The 18099-nt window shown below is 43.2% G+C and carries 16 protein-coding genes; all 16 read right to left on the bottom strand.

Going from position 1 to position 18099, the window contains the following annotated elements; all coding sequences use genetic code 11:
* Positions 1 to 3: 3 nt before the first annotated feature.
* The 16 genes from G633_RS0112615 to G633_RS0112540 all read right to left on the bottom strand — a co-directional run bounded on the left by G633_RS0112615 (position 4) and on the right by G633_RS0112540 (position 18092).
* Positions 4 to 1365: a DUF3329 domain-containing protein gene (locus G633_RS0112615; protein ID WP_026520125.1), complete on the bottom strand. Its 1362-nt coding sequence runs from the start codon at positions 1363 to 1365 to the stop codon at positions 4 to 6.
* On the bottom strand, positions 1349 to 2533 hold the full coding sequence (locus G633_RS0112610; protein ID WP_026520124.1) for a hypothetical protein: 1185 nt from the start codon (positions 2531 to 2533) through the stop codon (positions 1349 to 1351). Before G633_RS0112610 ends, G633_RS0112615 begins: the two co-directional genes overlap by 17 nt.
* 13 nt (positions 2534 to 2546) lie before the next feature.
* Entirely contained in the window at positions 2547 to 3500 is a 954-nt protein-coding gene (locus G633_RS0112605; protein WP_026520123.1) for a glycosyl transferase GT17 family protein, read from the bottom strand.
* Between the two features lie 2 nt (positions 3501 to 3502).
* Positions 3503 to 4558, bottom strand: coding sequence for a glycosyltransferase family 2 protein (locus G633_RS19390; RefSeq protein ID WP_051200183.1), 1056 nt, complete (start codon positions 4556 to 4558; stop codon positions 3503 to 3505).
* Entirely contained in the window at positions 4555 to 5322 is a 768-nt protein-coding gene (locus G633_RS18335; RefSeq protein ID WP_242838870.1) for a DUF5672 family protein, read from the bottom strand. Before G633_RS18335 ends, G633_RS19390 begins: the two co-directional genes overlap by 4 nt.
* Before the next feature lie 9 nt (positions 5323 to 5331).
* Positions 5332 to 6375: a glycosyl transferase gene (locus G633_RS0112590; protein ID WP_026520122.1), complete on the bottom strand. Its 1044-nt coding sequence runs from the start codon at positions 6373 to 6375 to the stop codon at positions 5332 to 5334.
* Positions 6375 to 8168, bottom strand: a complete 1794-nt coding sequence (locus G633_RS0112585; protein WP_026520121.1) for an ABC transporter ATP-binding protein — start codon at positions 8166 to 8168, stop codon at positions 6375 to 6377. Before G633_RS0112585 ends, G633_RS0112590 begins: the two co-directional genes overlap by 1 nt.
* Positions 8168 to 9040 (bottom strand): alpha-1,2-fucosyltransferase, encoded by an 873-nt coding sequence (locus G633_RS20300; protein ID WP_026520120.1) that lies wholly within the window; start codon positions 9038 to 9040, stop codon positions 8168 to 8170. Before G633_RS20300 ends, G633_RS0112585 begins: the two co-directional genes overlap by 1 nt.
* A 64-nt stretch (positions 9041 to 9104) precedes the next feature.
* Positions 9105 to 10196, bottom strand: a complete 1092-nt coding sequence (locus tag G633_RS0112575) for a hypothetical protein (protein WP_026520119.1) — start codon at positions 10194 to 10196, stop codon at positions 9105 to 9107.
* Positions 10197 to 10202: 6 nt separating this feature from the next.
* Positions 10203 to 11720: an MBOAT family O-acyltransferase gene (locus tag G633_RS0112570; RefSeq protein WP_026520118.1), complete on the bottom strand. Its 1518-nt coding sequence runs from the start codon at positions 11718 to 11720 to the stop codon at positions 10203 to 10205.
* Complete coding sequence (gene asnB / locus G633_RS0112565) at positions 11717 to 13582, bottom strand: asparagine synthase (glutamine-hydrolyzing) (RefSeq protein ID WP_026520117.1); 1866 nt, start codon at positions 13580 to 13582, stop codon at positions 11717 to 11719. The genes G633_RS0112570 and asnB overlap by 4 nt, the downstream gene beginning before the upstream one ends.
* A gap of 10 nt (positions 13583 to 13592) precedes the next feature.
* Positions 13593 to 15395: an HAD-IIIC family phosphatase gene (locus G633_RS0112560; protein ID WP_026520116.1), complete on the bottom strand. Its 1803-nt coding sequence runs from the start codon at positions 15393 to 15395 to the stop codon at positions 13593 to 13595.
* Between the two features lie 25 nt (positions 15396 to 15420).
* Positions 15421 to 16635, bottom strand: coding sequence for a glycosyltransferase (locus G633_RS0112555; RefSeq protein ID WP_022768134.1), 1215 nt, complete (start codon positions 16633 to 16635; stop codon positions 15421 to 15423).
* A 13-nt stretch (positions 16636 to 16648) separates the two neighbouring features.
* Positions 16649 to 17398, bottom strand: a complete 750-nt coding sequence (locus tag G633_RS0112550) for an SDR family NAD(P)-dependent oxidoreductase (RefSeq protein WP_022768133.1) — start codon at positions 17396 to 17398, stop codon at positions 16649 to 16651.
* Complete coding sequence (locus G633_RS0112545; RefSeq protein ID WP_022768132.1) at positions 17391 to 17831, bottom strand: MaoC family dehydratase; 441 nt, start codon at positions 17829 to 17831, stop codon at positions 17391 to 17393. Before G633_RS0112545 ends, G633_RS0112550 begins: the two co-directional genes overlap by 8 nt.
* A 21-nt stretch (positions 17832 to 17852) precedes the next feature.
* Positions 17853 to 18092: an acyl carrier protein gene (locus G633_RS0112540; protein ID WP_022768131.1), complete on the bottom strand. Its 240-nt coding sequence runs from the start codon at positions 18090 to 18092 to the stop codon at positions 17853 to 17855.
* Between the last annotated feature and the right edge of the window lie 7 nt (positions 18093 to 18099).

Here is an 18099-nt window from a genome sequence, read left to right as displayed (position 1 = left end):
TATTTAATAAGCAGTCCAGGTATCCCTGTCAACGCCAATGATATACCAAAGGCCATAATGTTCTGCATAGCTTATATTAAGCCAGAAAAACTTATCCTCAGTAATATCCGAATCATAGGCCATTGAAAATCTGGTCTCCCATTCCGGACGCAGCATAGGTGCTTCTATAACCTTTTCTTCGCCCTTTGCCATTTCAGTAAGGTATGCATCTCTTTCGTCGAACTCTCTCTTAATTCTCGCAAGATTTGCACCTTCCTCAATGTATGTGAAGATCAAAAGAATTCCGAACACTGTTACAACTGACGTTGCAATGATCTGCACTAAATCTTCTTTGAAACCTTCATTTGCAATCCAACCAATACCCATAGCTATAGCGGTCATAAGGAACAGACCGGCACCATAATAGGTACGAAGCTGTGAATCCGGTACAGCAATAAGCGCATAACAGGTCGCCAGGAAAAGGAACCCAAACAGAGCCATCCCCGGTACTTTTTGCAGTAATGCACCCTTTCCTCCCCTGTAAAGAATAGCAATTGCAATAACGATAAATACCAGAACCAAAACCAGATAGTAGTTCTTTATATTCAGTGTGATCTTCAGGAATCTTGCCATAAGCGCCAAAAGACCGGTATGTGCTTCATCCGTGATCTCTGCTCTATTGAAGTTCCCCGGTGACATAATCAATAACATAAATCCGATAACTGCTCCGGCAAGCCCCGACGCCATCCAAGGCTTAACCTTCGAGAAGTTCTTGTTCTCTCTCCATCTTGCAAAGATCATGATAAGGATAAAGAGAATAACACCACCGGAAGTGTTTTCATTACACCACCCTGCAAAGAGGCCAAAGAAAAACATACCGATGACAGCCCCAATACTCTTTTTGTCCTCTGCAGCATATTTCCTGAACAGTGTGATAAATCCGAGCATGATGCATCCGGTAAACATATAGTTACATGCTCCGGTCTCCCAGAACACGCTGTTTGCTATGGTAGGGTCAAACAACCAAAGCAGTACTGCTATAGCAGCATAAATCCTGATATCATATTTTTTCCTGTGATCAACATTTAAATAAATGAGCACAGATATCAGAACAAACACTACAGCAGCTACTATATCAAATAATATCTTATTATCCGTATATAAAAAGATTCTCAGAATTATATGTGCGATGCTCCTGCCGGTATGCGCTATGTAATGCTCGTATTCCTGTGCGAACAAGTCAAAAAAACTGCCGGCCTGTGCCACCTTATCATAGTAGATCACATCATCGGACATATTAGGTGTCAGATACTGATAGATGAAAACCATTATGAAATTTGCAAAGACTGTCAGCTGAAACAGCCTCTTTCTAAGATTCTCTGACATCTGTTTCCCCTTTATTTTTAAAGTAATACCCCAGGTAAACGCCCGCGATCAGTAAAAAGAAATCACGTCCAATATATCTTGTTACAAAAGTAGCCTCAACTATAGTATACACGGACAGTGCAAATATGATTATCAACGCCCGGATATCTTGCTTTTTATAGCACACATAAATAACTGCCAGCAGAGCTATCACTAACAGCACCACCGGAATAATTCCATACCAGTAAAAGAGCCTTACCCACCCCATATCAAAGTAGGAGTCTGTGCCATGTGCTGAAAAAAGCTTCCAGCGAGAGAGCACTGCATCCCTGTTTGCAGCTTCATAATATATGGAACTCATTCTGTAATTAAAGCGGGTTTCAATCTTCCAGTAATCGCCCTCAAGATCCCAGAAATTATCCCCGCAATACATGGCTCCGGTCCATCCTGCTGCCAGAACTGCAGTTACAATACAGATCACCGGAGAAACGATCGTCTCCAGAATATAAAACACCTTAAACGCTGCCAACTTAGGAAACAGCCTGAATACTAATGCAAGCAGTATAGTTGCCGCCAGTATCACCGCGCTTGTCCTTGATTTGGTCAGGAAAGTTATTATGACAGAAGAAACAATCATAACCAGATATGGTAATATACCGGCTGTTTTTCCATATATCCATATCCACATCAATATAAGCACAAATACAGAGCTAAAAAGTGTATTGGGATGTCCGAATCCAAACACATATCTGGTTTCTTCGCCTTCGCCTCTGCCGTAATCAGCTATCTGTATCATCTCTCCCATAACTCCGGCACAAGCAAGTAGTGCTATCAGTGTAAATCCGACAACACACACATAAAATGTGTACTTCATTGCTTTTTTAAGATCAATATCTCTGGCTGCCATCAGGAATGTCACCACCCTGAGCATATCATTCTTACCGCACATGTAATAGCTCACAGCCGACACAGCCCAGATAGCTGCAATAAATATCCATTCCTTCTTATCATGCTTCATAAAGAGCACAGCAAGAAGTGTCAGAAGAAACGTCACCCTGAACACATAGCTCTCATAGGAAAAAGAGATCTCGCTCTTTTCCACGATCATGAGTAGCAGTTCTATGGTCAACGCAATATAAAACAGCGCATCTACTATTTTTTTTCTGTTTTCATCAGTAATGTACTTCATATACAACAATCCATCACTTAGCGAACATCCTCTTTATTTTGCGCAAAGCCTTTCTGCAAAGCCTTCCGACAGTCAGATCAAATTTATGATATAGCTTTTTAAAAGGTGAAATATATGGCATCACCAGATAATCGTATTCTGAGAGATGTTTCAAAAGATATTCGGGATAACTCTCATCCACTTCTACTCTCGTGAACGTAGCATCTCTTCCAAAGATATCCTGCCCCAGCACCAGTCTGTCGACAGTCTCCAGGATCACCTCCCTCTCGGAGTACTCCTGATGGGCTGCTGCCATGACTTTTACGCCAATCCTCTTTAAAGGATCAGTAACATGTTCTCCGCCCATATATCCAAAATGCCAGCCGCCGTCAGAAACTCTCACAGCATTTGGATCCGTTACACGGCACAGATCCCTAAGTCTTACTATACCCTCTTTGGGAATGTTATTTATTGAAGTGATTTTGGTCCCCAGCCATTTCCTGTCACTTTCCGGAATATCAGGAAACTCTCCCGTAACGGACAAAAGCTTACCTGATGATTCTTCCATGTTTAAGAATGCATAGAAGTTTCGCTGAGCAAGATGATAAACCTTAGTCTTATCAAACTCCTCAATTATGTTCTTAAGGACTTTGGGATTTGGAATCTCATCACAATCGCCAAATATGATCACATCATCCTCAGTTGCCCCTACTTCCTCAAGGCCGTTTATCAGATGATTTTTCTGAAAGTAATCCCTTTCATGAGTCTTGGCATTTTCAAGAGTGTCCGTTACCTTGATATATACTATCTTATCGAGATAATCTTTAAACTTTTCCCTGTTCTTTTCAAAGCAAAGCTCTTTCTCCTGCCCGGAAAAGGTTTCAACCGCCTCCTCAATGATAAATTTATCAACATAAGGAGACAGCACCCCAAGTCTTAGCCTTAAAATATCTATTTCGTTGAAAAATGGTATCAGATCATAAACCATATTTATCTGACCCTTTCCTTGATCCAGTTTTTTATGCCTGTCTTAACAGCTTCACCCAAAAGTGCCCTCGTGGGATTTGGTGATATCTCAAATTTTCTTACATACAATGATTCTTCAGGAGCCCAATCGGGAAGTTCATAGGAATAATACTTTTTATAAAACTCATCCTCCATGAGCTTACCGAGCTTATATTTCTTTTCGGAAAAAGACATCCCGGAATAAATAAGCTTTGTAACAGCAATGGTGCATGTCAGAGCTTTTCTGCGATTGATCTGATCTACCTGTTCTGTAAGGTGCCACTTTTCCACCATCTCATCAACTTTTCCCCAGGTGATCTTCTGATTATCCACATACACCTCGCTGTAAGTTGAAGAAAGGCTGGATGCATCTTCCCGATAATAATATAAAATCTCTCCGATATATACTGCCGCTGACGCCCTATCAAGATATTCAGCTGTCTGATACAGATCCTCTCCATAGTTGAGATACAGATCCGTGTTGCCCAGATACGCAATATCTCTTTTGATACACTTAGTCCACATTGCGTTTATGGAGTCATCCATGCACAGACTCTTTTTGAAAATATCAAGCTCACTGCCGCTGTATACTTTGTCGGCTTCAAAAACTCTCTTTGAAAGAGGCGTCGATGGTCTTCCCATCCCTGCAGCATCAAACAAGATAAACTCAGGCAGTTCACCGGCTTCTTCAAATTTTCTGATCTCACAAAAGAGTCTGGCCAAGGCCTTTTGATGAAGCCTGTCATCAGCATCCATGGCCAATATCCAGTCTCCCTTTGCAGCCTTTATGCCCACCTGACGGGCACTGTATAGACCAATCTTCCCTTTATGGATCACAGATACGTTCTCATACTTCTCAGCATACTCATCGCAAATAGAAGGGCTGCCATCTTTAGAGCCGTTCTCTACGAGAATCACCTCATAGGCATCCTCTTTTCCCATATTCTCTGCAAAAGACAGATCCTGTGAAATAGCCGAGTCAATACACTCATGCAGAAACTGCTCTCCATTACAGATTGGTATTACGATTGAAAAGATCATTGAATACCGTGCTCCTCTTTCCACTTTTTGCTTCTTCTCCAGAAAAGAAGCGGCCTGATAGCCATCTTAAGCCGCTTTTTGGGGCTGTAGAATTGTGGATAGTTCTCGTTTTCCCCCCACCACTTATGGAAAATGAAAGGTTCTATGCCTTTGTTCTCGGGAAGAGGGTGCTCTCTGCCAAAATAAAGCGCAAGCTCAAAGGGTGCCCACTTTAAGCCTTCAGCCTCCATAGCGTTTTTGGAATGGCAGCAGATGAAGATATCTTCATTGTAAAAACCATCGTCCACTCGCTCCCATTTAAGATTGTGCTTTGCAGGGAACTCCAAAAGGCGCTTACTTCGAATAGACACGCTGTTTCCTACCCTGCATATATTTCCCTTACTGTCTCTGTAGGCATAGTCATTTTTAGGTAGTGGCCAGGGTGATCCAATATAGTCATAATCAAGGAACTCATCCCTCCAAAGCTCCGGATGAATTACAAAGCCATCTGCATGAACCACCAGACAAAAATCGGTCTTTATGTGGTCCTTAAGCTCATATACCATCTTGTAGTTAAACTCATCAATGTTATCAAGCTTGCTTGTGTGACTGTATCTGATGCTCTTTGGCAAGAACCATGGCTTTTTATCCGTGATGAGTACAGCGTCGCCAAACTCGATATCACGCATGCTGTAGCACATAGCCCTGATGGTCTCATATATATTTACACTTGTCATAGCTACCAGGGTTACCCTTGGCAGCTTTAGTTTCTTTTCTTTGGACATATTTTCAACCTATACGTGGAATACTTTTATAAGTCCCGTACGTCTTTCAAGGCTCCTTATGATCTTCTTAAACATATAAGCACCATAGAGCCATCTAGCCCTGATTTCCTGACAGGTTTTCAAAAATCCCGAAGGCTTTTTGTTAAGCTTTCTGTAAGTTCCGGATTTTGCTTTATATTCCTCAAGCTCCTTCTTACACTCCTCCGGGGAAAAGACCTTTCCCTTTCTGTCCATGTAATGGAAACAGCTGTAAATATTCTGTTCCGAAGCCCAGTAGCCGTCTGATACATTATGACGGGCCCAGTACTTTGGGGCGATGGCATACTGAAGTTCATCGCTGGTAAAAGCGGGAAATACAGCAAAGGATGAGTTTGAAAGAAGGAGATATCTCGCATTCTTGATGGTTACGTAATCCTTGCCAATATCATTTCTAATGGCCTTAACCTCAGGAAGAATCTTGTGTGCTGCAGATACATCATCTGTAACAGCAAGGAATTCCATATCAGGCCTGATCTTGCGCATGTTCTTAATACCATTCACCCAGTACTTACGATCAAGCCAAAGCTCCGGTGAATTTGAATAATCGCCGCACCTTAAATGAATGATGCATAAATTGTCCTTGGTATATTCGTGAGAATCATACTCAGGCTTAACCTTAAGCCAGTCCTTAAGCTGATCCTTGTACTTTTCAAAATAGCTCTCTGCCTGGAGGTTTCCATACATAAGAGTATTGTCTTCTACTTCAAAGAACTTTGGGTCAACACCGCTGACATAAGTACCATGTGTCATATCATGCTTTGAATTGCCAAGATAAAGCCTGTTGTCATGATCCTCAAATATCTTGTACTTTGGCTTATCTTCCTCCGGGATCTCTTTTCCCATGTCCATGTCCATGAAATACATTCCGGTGTCTGAGTGCATATTGTTGGCAAGAGCCTTAGGGTTGCAAATCCCAAAGTCAACGCCCTTATCAAGAGCTGCTGCCCTTGCTGCAACATACCAGAACAGCTGGTTCCCCAGCCCAAAGCCATGTAAAAACTCGGTTCCTATCATCAGTGAATTACCGTTCTTCCCTCTAAACTTGTGGCAGTTATCTTCTCATCCTTAACCTCATAGATCACGTCGCACTTCTCGATGGTGTTAAGTCTGTGGGCAATGATGACCATGGTCTTTCTGCCCTGGAAGCTGTTGATGGCCTCCATAACTGCTGCCTCTGTCTCGTTATCAAGCGCACTTGTCGCCTCGTCAAATACCAAGATCTCAGGATCATGATAAAGAGCTCTTGCAATACCAATTCTCTGTCTCTGTCCGCCGGAGAGTCTTACGCCTCTGTCTCCGATCTTGGTGTCCAGTCCTTCAGGAAGGCCCTTTACGAAGTCGGCAAGCTGAGCCTCCTCCATAACCTCCCAGATCCTGTCATCATTTATCTGATCTTCATCGATACCAAAGGCGATGTTCTCTCTGATGGATTCATCCACAAGGTAGATAGACTGCGGAATGTATCCGATCTGTGCAAGCCAGGAATCGTAGTTACTAAAGATATTGCTTCCATCGCACAGGATCTCTCCCGACTGAACATGTAAAAGTCCAAGCAGGATATCCACGATGGTTGACTTTCCTGCTCCGGAAGGTCCCATGATTCCGACAGACTGACCCTTCTTGATGGTCATGTTTGCCTTATCAAAGATCTTCACATCAGAATCCGGATAGGAGAAAGTGATGTCTTTTAAGTCGATCTCTTTTTCTAAGTGAAGCTCAGGTCCTGCAATGGCAGCTCTTTCTGCTCTCATTGCCTTGTCTGCCTTCATGGACTCGGTGAGATTTTCATATACAAAATCCAGACTGAACTGGTTGTAAGCGATAGTTGTGATATGGGTATTTATTCTGTTGGCTGATGGCATTATCCTCATGGCAGCTACACCAAAAGCTGTAAGCTGAGGAAGAAGCTCTGTAGCATCTCCGCCTCCGAGAATATAGATAAGGACGTAGAGCATAACAACCGCCATAAACACTGTCTCTATCATGAGCCTCGGAACGCTGTTAAGAACGGTATATGTTCTGTCGATGTCTGCTCCGATCTTACCCTGCTCGTAATAGTTGCGGATAAAGAAGTCCTGTCTGTTTAAGACCTTGACGTCCTTAAGACCATATATGGCCTGAAGTCTCCACTTGGCAATCCTTGACTGAGTCTCCTGATTGCGTCTTCCAATTGTATTGAGCCTTGGCTTTAAGATCTTGGTGCTGATAAGTGTAAGTATCAAAAGCACGAAGATGATAAGAACCGTCATCTGCCAGTTTACAAACAGAAGGACAATACCAAGACACGTTGAAACCACAAGCTCTGTTGCAAGAGAAAGGAGTGAGAGCATCAGCGTAAAAGTCTTGGGAATATCTGAATCGGTAATCCTGAATACAGTCGGGATATCAGCTCCAAGGTAGTCCTCGTAGGGCCTGTTTAAGAACTCTCTCATGACCCTGCTTATCATGTCGTTTCTGGACCTGGAGATGAAGGTATTCTGTCTGTGGATAAGAAACAGAAGATATGAGTTCTTGATCACAAACAAAAGAATAAGAATTATCAGGAGTGCACAGGTTAGCTTTAAATCCGTGTCAAGTCCCACGGCATTCAAAACGCTCTGTAGCCACGGAATCTTGGCAATATTCCTGTGCAGCGCATCAGGGGAAAGAATTATTGAAACAACAGGCAGGATCATGGATACGCCCAGTGTTTCAAAAACACCCCCAATGAGTATAAGGACAGCCAGAATAACAAGCTGTCCCTTTTGTTTTCTATCAAATATGTAGTTGAGTTTGGTAAAAAGACTTACCTTTTTTGAATCGTTCATTATATAGCAACCTTTGTCATTCGCTCAGTATAGATGTCATCCATCTTCTTGTTGTTTATCCACTTGGATGGAGCGATGACTATCTTTTCCGGTGAATCATTGAGCCATGCTGACCACCAGCTAAAAGAGCTGTTGGCGATGATGTGATGCTTGCACCTGCTCATGAGCAGCATGTCCGCAACATCCGTAAACTCTCCCTCCTGAAGCTCTACAGTGATAAACTTGGGGCCTTTGAAGTGCTCCTTGCACCACTCCTTGTCATCGGTAAATATGAAGAATACAGCATTGGGATGTTCTTCCCTTATCTTGCTGATGGCGTTCTTGTAATACTTCTCGGAGCAGAGGTTGTGGATCTTGATGTGCTCAGCATCCATGTAGTCGGTTCTGCGGACATGGATACTTACTGACTCACAGCACTCTATCTGCTGAAGAGTTGACCAGCTGACTGAGTCGTGCATGATCTCCTGTGGACGCTTTCCGAAGGCTTCCTGTATCTGTTCAATAACCTCTGGAGATGTGAAGTATTTCTCAGACTGCCAGTATCCTACAAGATAAGCATTCTCTGTCTCCAATATCTTGGGATCAAAGATGCCTTCCATCTCATCGATCCTGAAGGTCTTACGACCTGTGAGCTTCCTTCTGATCCTGCTGAAGATATCCATCTTGGAATCGGTGAGGGCTATAACTTCATCTTTGGTTGCCCTGTCGTATTCGACACCAAAACGGTCAAGTACCGGAACTCTTAACTTATCGCCTACAAAGCCGGACTCGTCGTCGATCTTGACATCTCTTCCTCTATGTTTAAGTTCTTTGTATAAGGCGTATTGGAACATCTGATTTCCCAATCCGCCTTTCAGCTGAATGATTATCATAACTCCTCCACATAAAAATACGCATATCTCAAGCTATTATATCATGGATAATGAAGTGTCGCCATTACTCGGTTTCAAGCTCATAATAGATTCCATTCTCGATGTTGTATTTCACCTGTTCTTTGGCATCAATACAAAGGCTCTTCCACAGCTCATACGCTTTATCCCAGGAGCTGTACTTCTTATCCCCTCTGTGATCGGCAGTCAGAGCCGCGCCAGTATTTACATAATTTTCCTGTAGATAATTTTCAAACCAATCTGTTATCTTCTCGCCACCAACTATGTTCACATGGGTACCGTAGTCTCTGATGTCCTTCTCAAAATCAAGTCCCATCTCATCCACATAGCTGTTCATATCAAGGAAGTCATATCCCTTGCTGCTTATAAGCTCAGACATGTAATTGATCTTTTTCTGCTCATCTTCCGTCGCGGAGTAAGGTGTTACCACAAACAGTGCCTTCTGATCCTTTTCCTTCAGATAATCAAGAAGGTCCAAAAGATATTTCTCCTGCTCAGAAGGAATAGGCTCTTTTACCGTAACAGGAACCTGTGCAGGCTCATCAGCCGGTCCGACATCGGTCTCGATCACATGGCCTTTAAGGTCATCCGGATAACTGTAGAAAAGTGTCCTGAACTGTGACCACAGAAAGAGTGTTTTCCAGTTGGAGTGATACTTGAAAATGTCGAAGTAGTAATTGATCCGGTCACTCTTATCATCCACCATGGCATTTATCGTCTTTATTCTGTTTACGGAGTATTTCATGTTGTCGGTAACTTCTCTGGTATGGGCCATGTTCCCAAGAAGATCCTCGTCGTTTGCAGTCCACATCCTCATCTCAAAGATAACCAGATCAGGACTCTGTGTCTTTAGAGCTTCCTCCAAAAGATACTTAGACGCCACAGGACGCTGCATGTTGGACGAGAGCGGATACATGGTTATGCCAATATCCCCGTAAATCTTTGGGGTTATAAAGCAGGGCGCAACAGGGCTGGAGCCGATGACAAGAGCATCGATGGTGTCATTCTTTTCGGCATTAAATCCGACGAACCTGTCCTTGACATCTCCGTTAGTCCTGAGGATATAAGTAAGATGCACCACCATCCACAAAACCAGCACTATGAAAATTACCGATCTTAAAATCTGTTTTCTGGTCATACCAAATCAAAAATCCTTATAAATAAATTCTGCTGCGCTGTAACCCGGGCCATATTCAGCCAGAAGGATAACATAGAACAGCAAACCTATGAAGATAACCCACCTAAGGACAATACCCTTGGAGGCTATAAGTTCTCTTATATTTGAAGGTCCATCCTGTCCTTCCATCCTGTACTGAAGCGTTGACACCGTGATCAGAACAGCCAGAGAAACCAGCAGGATTCCCCACTCTATAAAATCAAGTCCAAGCCCCAGGATACTTCCGTTTACCAGCACCTGAGGGTTAAAGACTGTTACGCTCTCCTTGAGCATTCTAAGTGCATGCGGAACATTGTCTGACCTGAAGAACAGATCGCCTATGCACACCAGAAAGAACGTCCTTACCACCCTGAAGGCGTCAGCTGCCTTACTCTTAAGGTTCATATGCATCTTCTCGGCAAAGAGCCAGGTGAAGAATGGCAGCGTTATCTCGCCGATGACGATATAAGCCCAGTGAAGAAGACCTGAACCGATGACATATTTCATCTCGCCTCCGTGCCACATACCAACAGAGAACCAGAGAATAAACATGGCAACGTAGGTCGTATACTGCTTGCCCTTCTTTTTCCCAAGCTTACCCTTTAAGGTCTTGCCAAGGCTTGTGATCATCTTGCTCCTAAGGAGCGGGTAAAAGACATTGTCCTTCATCCACACTCCAAGAGTAGCGTGCCATCTTCTCCAATACTCGCTTATGTTCTTGGCAAAAAACGGTGTCCTGAAGTTCTCAGGAAGGACGATTCCAAAGGTCTCGGAAATACCTATAACGATGTCCATACATCCAGAAAAATTGGTGTAGAGCTGGAATGCAAAGCACACTGTACCAAGCCAGATATAAGCACCCTGATACTGGGTATCATTGTTATAGATAGTGTTTACGACCGTCGCAAGGCGCTCAGAAATAACAAGCTCTTTAAAGAATCCCCAGAGCATTCTCTGAATACCGAAAGTGATGTTTTTGTAATCCAAAGGGTGATGTTCAAAGAACTGATCCCCGGACTGCCTTGTCTGGAAAATAGGTCCGGAAATCATAACAGGAAAGTACATCCCGTAAAGTGCAGTCTTCAGAAAGCTCTTTTGCCCCTTACCGATACCATTGTAGACCTCGATAAAGTAGCCCAAAAGGATAAATGTGTAGAACGAAAGACCCAGAGGTGTCGCGATGCTGCCACTGTGAATGAACTTGGTGTACTTAAGTCCTATGAGAACGCCAAGAAGGCCAAGGAGCTCAGCTCCCAGCAACAGGCGCCTCTTTGTCACATCCTCTTCCTTAAGTCTTCCAAGGAGCTGTAAGAGCCCCCATGTCAAAAGAGATGAGAAAAGGGGGTAGAGAATAAGAACCCCATTTCCGCTAAGAAGGTAGTATGTGATGCTCGCAAGAAGGAGCACCACCCACTGCCCTTTTCCCTTGAAGATCAGGGGCACCAGATAATATATGATTAAAACCAGCGCAAAGAAGCACAGAAAATAAAACGATGTTACACTCATCTAAACTCTTCCTCGATCCAGAGCTGGAACATGAGAATGTACCATATCTGAATACGGTAGATTCCCCGCTCTGTAAAGTCGGTCCATATCTTTTCGACAACATCGGCATCAAGAATTCCCTGCCGCCTGATCTTGTCTTTACTTAAAAGTCCTTCCGCCCAGTCACGAAGCTGTGGTTCAAGGAGCCACTTGTCAATCGGAATAGAGAATCCTTTCTTTGGTCTCTCCATCATCTCTCTGGGCACATAACGGTATAATACATCTCTTAGTACCTTTTTGCCAACCTTATCGTCCCTGAGATAATTTATCGGAAGTGACCATGCAAATTCCACCACATCCCTGTCCAGCATCGGCACTCTTGTTTCCAGTGAAACAGCCATAGCAGTCCTGTCCACCTTGACCAGAATATCGTCAGGGTGGTACACAAGCATATCCATCAGCATTGTCTCATGATTGACTTCATTTAAGAAATCATTTGGAAGTTCGGTGTATTTATAGGGTAGGTTCCCCTTTGTCAGCGCTATCTTCTTAGTCAGAGGATCTGTCTCATGTTCCATCCTATGGATATCCGCAGGTCCCTTTGCTCCAAGGATTGTTCCTTTTATCCTGTAAATTTCCTTATTGGCCAAAGGACTGTGGAGAACAATGCTGCTTACGGGCTTTCTGATAAAATAGGGGATATTTTTCATCTTACCCCATATTCTTGATATTGACTCATAGGATGTATATCCGCAAAAGAGCTCATCCCCGCCGTCTCCTGAAAGAGAAACGGTAACTTTGTCTCTGGTCATACGGCTTACCAGATAAGTCGGAATCTGAGATGAATCCGCAAAAGGTTCGCCAAACATGAAAGAAAGCTTTGGAATAACTTCCTTCATGTCTTTTTCTGTGATGTATAGTTCTGTATGCTCGGTACCTAAATGCTTTGCAATTTCTTTTGCATAAACAGCCTCATTGAACGCAGGGTCATCCATGCCGATCGTAAAGGTTTTTACCTTCCCGGCATCCAGAGATTGCATCAAAGATACCACTGTTGCGCTGTCAATTCCGGCAGAAAGAAAAGCACCAACAGGAACATCTGCTACCATCTGCCCCTTTATTGCTTCTTTTAGGAGTCTTTCAAGTTCGTCTGCCGCTTCATTCTCAGTTCCCTTAAACGGATTATTCTGACCGCGCAGAGCAACATCCTTCATGGACCAGTAAGCCTGTGTCTCAGTTTTTAAAGTATTAACGTCAACAGTAAGGTAAGTTCCTGCCTCCAACTTATAAATGTCTTTGTATATAGAATACGGAGCAGGGATATAGCCTTCAGTGAAGTATATATCCAGTACATCAGTATTGATTCCGTTATCAAATCCATCTATCACTCTAAGGCATCCGATATCCGACGCAAAAGCGAAGGCATCACCTACCATTCCATAATACAGAGGTTTCTCTCCTACCCTGTCCCTGGCAAATGTCACTGTCTGCAACTCTTTGTCGTAAACAGCAAACGCAAACATTCCCTTACACATGGAAAGAGTATCGGATACTCCAAAATGTTCAATGGCCTCTAATAAAACTTCTGTATCAGAAGTTCCGCGAAATAATGCACTATCGAGTTTCTTTCTTATCTCGCCGGCATTATAGATCTCACCATTGTAGATAATGACCATTCTTCCACTGCGTGAAGTCATGGGCTGAGCCCCATTCTCAGAAAGGTCCACTATAGAAAGACGTCTGTGGCCGAAGGCTACTTTTACATCTTCGCTCACATAAACTCCGCCGCTGTCGGGACCTCTATGCAGCATACGCTCATTCATTTTCAGTATATTTTTGCGAGCATCTCCCTTAAATCCTATGAGACCGGCAATTCCACACATAAAACCCCTTTCAGGAAACGATGTTTATGACATGATTCTTTTCTTCGTAACCACTTCCTATATCAAGTTTAAAAACTGCGTTTCCTTCTTCATCTTCCGAGATCTTATCAAATCCCTGAAGGAGATAAAAATCTTTTACCATCTTATTTTTGGCTGTTGGATAATAATAGCCGTATATTGACTTAATTCCGCGATCCAGAGCTCTTTTTACCAGCTCGTCCATCATTGCAAATTCCATATCGCGCTTTAAAACCCTGCAGCTCATAAGCCACAGAACTATATGAAGTTCATCGCTGTTATCCCCGCGGATATTTCCAATCGCCAGAGATACGATTCCATTATCTCCGAACTTATCCTTAAGCCTGCCATAGAGAGTTAAGCTGTTACTATCTGCTGCCGTCTCCTCTATGTCTTCCTGTGTATATCTCTTGGTTGTCAGATTGAACTGATTGCTCTTATTGGTAAGCTGAACAATCCTTGGCATGTACAGCTTCTCAAAAGGCTTTATTTCAGCCTCCATCTCGAGAGATTTAAGATACTCGGAATAGTCTGCGTAGCTCTCCTCAAGCTCGAGTCTTTGCTTATTGGCCATATACATCTCGTTTCTCTTTTTGTCATCCTCAGAGATTACTGTGGCCTCAAAAAATCCCGAATGATCTATGTTTATAATATAGTTCTCCGGGCTATCCATTACCGGGGCACAAACTCCGGGAATCTGCGCCGTAACAATCTCCCTCTCTGCAGGATTGTCATCCACAAATACCAGCGACTCCGGAAGAAGTGTAAGATTCTTGGCAATGGTTTTAAAATTCTCATTCTTTGGTTCCCAGTTAGCCATAACCGAAACAAAGTCATCGGGCTTTAGTATTCCTTCAGGGTGATTAAGTCCTGCAAGAGCATTTTCTTTTTCATTCTTGGAATCTACTGCCAGAACAACTCCGATATCTTTTTGTAACTTAATATAATTCTGAAATTCAATATATGCCTGTCCCAGGTTGGTCTCATGTCCTATCTCGATGCCATCAACACCGTCATCGCCGATAACACCGCCCCAGAGAGTATTATCAAGGTCAAGTACCAGGCCCTTCTTATTTTTTCCGTAGATTGACTTTATTATATTTGCAACACTAAAGCTAAGGTACGGAATAGCAGGGATGCAAAGGGCATACTTGTACATATACCACGCCTGAGGCTCAGACCACTTATCAAGCCCGTAGCTGGCTGCAAGGTAATTGATATCATTTATAAAAAAGCTTCCCCCATCCTCTTCAGTTTTCCTGGCAAACTCATAGAACTTCTCATTGAGTCTGTTTATAAATGACAGCCTTCCGTGGATATCAACGGCATCTTTGTTACCAAGAAGTCTGAAAAAAGGCGCCTCGAAGTTATTTTGGATGATCGGGCAGTGATAAGTTTCTATCAGCTTTTTCCACATGGTCTCGAAGTGATCGTATTCCTTGGAAAGAATGGCATCTACCGTATCCTTGTCATCACCCATCACCGGGTAGCTCATTATGTTCCTGTTGCTGGTATGAATGAAAATAATGTCCGGCGCAAAATTCGCAAGCTTCTCATCGGGAAACATTGCATCCTGCCAGTACTGCCCATACTCTGACTCATAAAACTCCGGCTCTATTCCGTAGTTAAGAAGAAAGAGCTCTAAGACCTTTATGATATCATGAGTCGTAGATCCACCAAGTACCGCGATCTTCTTGTGGATTCTTTCTGACCCATCGGATAAAAGAGCTTTTTTAAGCCCCTTTGCCTTTTTCATTATGTAGCTGCTGTCAAACGGATATTCTAATTCTTTCATATGTCCGGTCCAATCTTAGTTAATATTATTTCATTTTTCTGTCGAGATAGTCCTTCCAGCTCTGATTTACAACATCGGGAGCTATCTTTCTCTGTATCTTAGACGCTGCTATACCCAGGTTCTCCGCAAGGACCTTGTTGTCCAAAAGCTTTCTCATAGCCTTTGCCATTTCCTTTGCATCATCAACCGGTACAAGCAGTCCGTTGACTCCATCCGTTATAAGGTCCGCCGGACCACCACATGGACAATCCGTCGAAATGCAAGCCATTCCAAGACTCATGGCTTCGATCAAAGAGTTTGGCATACCTTCCTGGTTAGATGCCAGAACATACATATATGCTTTCTCTATATGCTCGGCCACATGCTTAACCACACCGGCGAACTTCACTCTTGAAGCTATTCCAAGATTCTCTGCCTTTCTCTGGAGCTTTAGTCTGTCGGGACCATCTCCGTAAATTTCCAGAATATAGTCCTCATAATCGCCTGCTGTAGCTTCCTTGAAGGCTTCCATTACCATGGCCTGGTTCTTGTTGCTATCAAGTCTTCCCACCATGACTATTCTTTTTTCTCTATCCCCTACGTTTCTCTTTCGAATAAATGAGGGATTAACAGAGTTGGGAAGTATAGTGCACTTACCTCTCAAAAAAACAGGGAACCAATTCATAGCTGCCGTGGTCTGTACCACTATTCCCTCTGCCTTTCCAAAGGTCGACAGCATGCCGGCTTTTAAGGCCAGAGTATCATATTCCATATTGGGATCGGCTCTTACGGATACAACCACCTTGTAGCCCTCTTTAGTTGCAGTTGAAAGAGCCATGATATTATTCTTACCGATAAAGCTGAGGATAAGGTCGGGATTTATCTCTTTCCATATCTCCTCAAGCTTTTTGTGACGCATTTTCAGGTTATATGCTCTGCCCTTTTGCTCACTTTTTAAAAGAGCCGAAAAGACTCTGTCAATTCCGCCCTTTTCACCACCATGAGGATCAACCCACACAGGATTCTCATCAGGGTCAGCTACCAGTTCTGCCTCGTCGGCACCTGCCGGTACACATTTCCAGGCAGCGTGCTTTACCTCATACTCATCGGCAGCAAGATAGGTAGTTACCAAAGTCACCTTGTAGCCCTGCTCAAAAAAGTAGTCCGCAAGATTTGTCATTACTCTCTCTGCGCCGCCCTTTTGCAGGGATCCTATATACATGGCTATATGCTTTTTATTGTTGTTCTCTTTTTCTGACACGTCTCTCCTAAAGTTAAATGATCACGCTTCCATTGCTCACGTTGAGGTTTGCACCATTTATATAATTGCTGTCCTCGGATAACAAAAATGCAATGGCAGGAACTATCTCGGATGGAGTTGCATGCCTGCTTTCAGGGCTGTTACCTGCAGCCATCTCGATGATCCTGGGATCAATATCGCTCAAAAATTTGGTCTCTATCATGGAAGGTGAAACGGCATTGATGCATACCATCTTCCCCTCATAATCAGCAGCAAGCTGCTTAATAACACCCAGCAGCATGGACTTTACCATTGTATATTCCAGCATTGATTTCGGAGGCTTTCCGTTTACTACGGATGAAAGAACTGCCACAACCTTGCAGTGGTCTTTCTTCTTAGCCATTCCCGGCAGAAAAGCCTTCAGAACATCTATAAAGGAGTACACCTGGATCTGTACGTTTCTGTCCATTCTTTCTCTGTCAAATTCCTTCAGCTTTGTAAACATCATCTTTGCTGCAGGAAGATGAACTATGTGGGTGGGCGTGATCTCTTTTTCCTTAAGAGCATCTATCAACCCCTCTGTTCCTTCTTTTGACGAGAGGTCAGCCTGAATAAGCTCTGCCCTGTTTCCTCCGGTAAAAGAGATTTCTTTTAACCTGTCGCAATTTGAATGGTAATGAAGGCAAAACAGGCTGTCATTATATTCAGCATTCAGTTTTTGGATAAGGGCGATTCCCAGATCTGATGACGCGCCCAATATGAGAAAAACTTTGTTGTTATTCATCTATACACCCGGCCAGTATTGTGCCTTTTCCTACCTTCTTGCCATCCTGGTTGACTATCTGAGCTGCAATCTCCATGGTTTTTGTCGCATCGTGCTTTACTTTTACAAATCCTGAAACAGTAAGGGTATCACCTATAAATACAGGGAATCTGAACTTTGATTCAACACTGTTTAAAATACAGTACTTACCCGGAAGGTAGACGCCGGCAAGCGTAGAATAGAAGGACGACGTCAGCATCCCATAAACAACTCTGTCGCCAAAGCCCTTTTCTCTCGCATAGGAAGCGTCATTGTGCAGAGGATTGATATCCCCTGTGATCTCGAGAAACTTTCTCATCATATCCTCAGTTACAGTCACTGTAAACTCGGCCTTTGTAAAGTTCTCTTTGTCCTCTTCCTTTGAAATTATGTCCTCATATCTGTATTCGTTCATGAGTCCCACCGACAATACGAATTAAAGCTTACCCATGATGAGGTCAGCCATCTCACCGACGTTCTTAAGAGCTACGATCTCACCCATGGTGAACTTAACACCGAACTCTTCTTCCATGGCATTTACAAGGTTGATGTGCTCAAGTGAATCCCAATCCTCGATGTCATCGGCTGTTGTCTCATCTGTTACTGTTATATCTTCATCGTCGAAGACGTCTCTGAAAACCTCGTTCATCTTCTCAAATACTTCTTCTCTTGTCATTTAATAC

The sequence above is a fragment of the Butyrivibrio sp. FCS006 genome (genome assembly GCF_000424525.1).
Taxonomy (GTDB): Bacteria; Bacillota; Clostridia; order Lachnospirales; family Lachnospiraceae; genus Butyrivibrio.
Note: the sequence above shows the minus strand (reverse complement) of the source record. Positions and strands in the feature narration are given on the sequence as shown.

Bases quoted from the DNA above. Each gene is read 5' to 3' on its own strand.
- G633_RS0112545 (WP_022768132.1), bottom strand. From the start codon at position 17,831: ATGAACGAATACAGATATGAGGACATAATTTCAAAGGAAGAGGACAAA.
- G633_RS0112615 (WP_026520125.1), bottom strand. From the start codon at position 1,365: ATGTCAGAGAATCTTAGAAAGAGGCTGTTTCAGCTGACAGTCTTTGCA.
- G633_RS0112590 (WP_026520122.1), bottom strand. From the start codon at position 6,375: ATGATAGGAACCGAGTTTTTACATGGCTTTGGGCTGGGGAACCAGCTG.
- G633_RS0112570 (WP_026520118.1), bottom strand. From the start codon at position 11,720: ATGAGTGTAACATCGTTTTATTTTCTGTGCTTCTTTGCGCTGGTTTTA.
- G633_RS19390 (WP_051200183.1), bottom strand. From the start codon at position 4,558: ATGATCTTTTCAATCGTAATACCAATCTGTAATGGAGAGCAGTTTCTG.
- G633_RS0112540 (WP_022768131.1), bottom strand. From the start codon at position 18,092: ATGACAAGAGAAGAAGTATTTGAGAAGATGAACGAGGTTTTCAGAGAC.
- G633_RS0112585 (WP_026520121.1), bottom strand. From the start codon at position 8,168: ATGAACGATTCAAAAAAGGTAAGTCTTTTTACCAAACTCAACTACATA.
- G633_RS0112560 (WP_026520116.1), bottom strand. From the start codon at position 15,395: ATGAAAGAATTAGAATATCCGTTTGACAGCAGCTACATAATGAAAAAG.
- G633_RS0112550 (WP_022768133.1), bottom strand. From the start codon at position 17,398: ATGAATAACAACAAAGTTTTTCTCATATTGGGCGCGTCATCAGATCTG.
- G633_RS0112605 (WP_026520123.1), bottom strand. From the start codon at position 3,500: ATGGTTTATGATCTGATACCATTTTTCAACGAAATAGATATTTTAAGG.
- G633_RS20300 (WP_026520120.1), bottom strand. From the start codon at position 9,040: ATGATAATCATTCAGCTGAAAGGCGGATTGGGAAATCAGATGTTCCAA.
- G633_RS18335 (WP_242838870.1), bottom strand. From the start codon at position 5,322: ATGTCCAAAGAAAAGAAACTAAAGCTGCCAAGGGTAACCCTGGTAGCT.
- G633_RS0112610 (WP_026520124.1), bottom strand. From the start codon at position 2,533: ATGAAGTACATTACTGATGAAAACAGAAAAAAAATAGTAGATGCGCTG.
- asnB (WP_026520117.1), bottom strand. From the start codon at position 13,582: ATGTGTGGAATTGCCGGTCTCATAGGATTTAAGGGAGATGCTCGCAAA.
- G633_RS0112575 (WP_026520119.1), bottom strand. From the start codon at position 10,196: ATGACCAGAAAACAGATTTTAAGATCGGTAATTTTCATAGTGCTGGTT.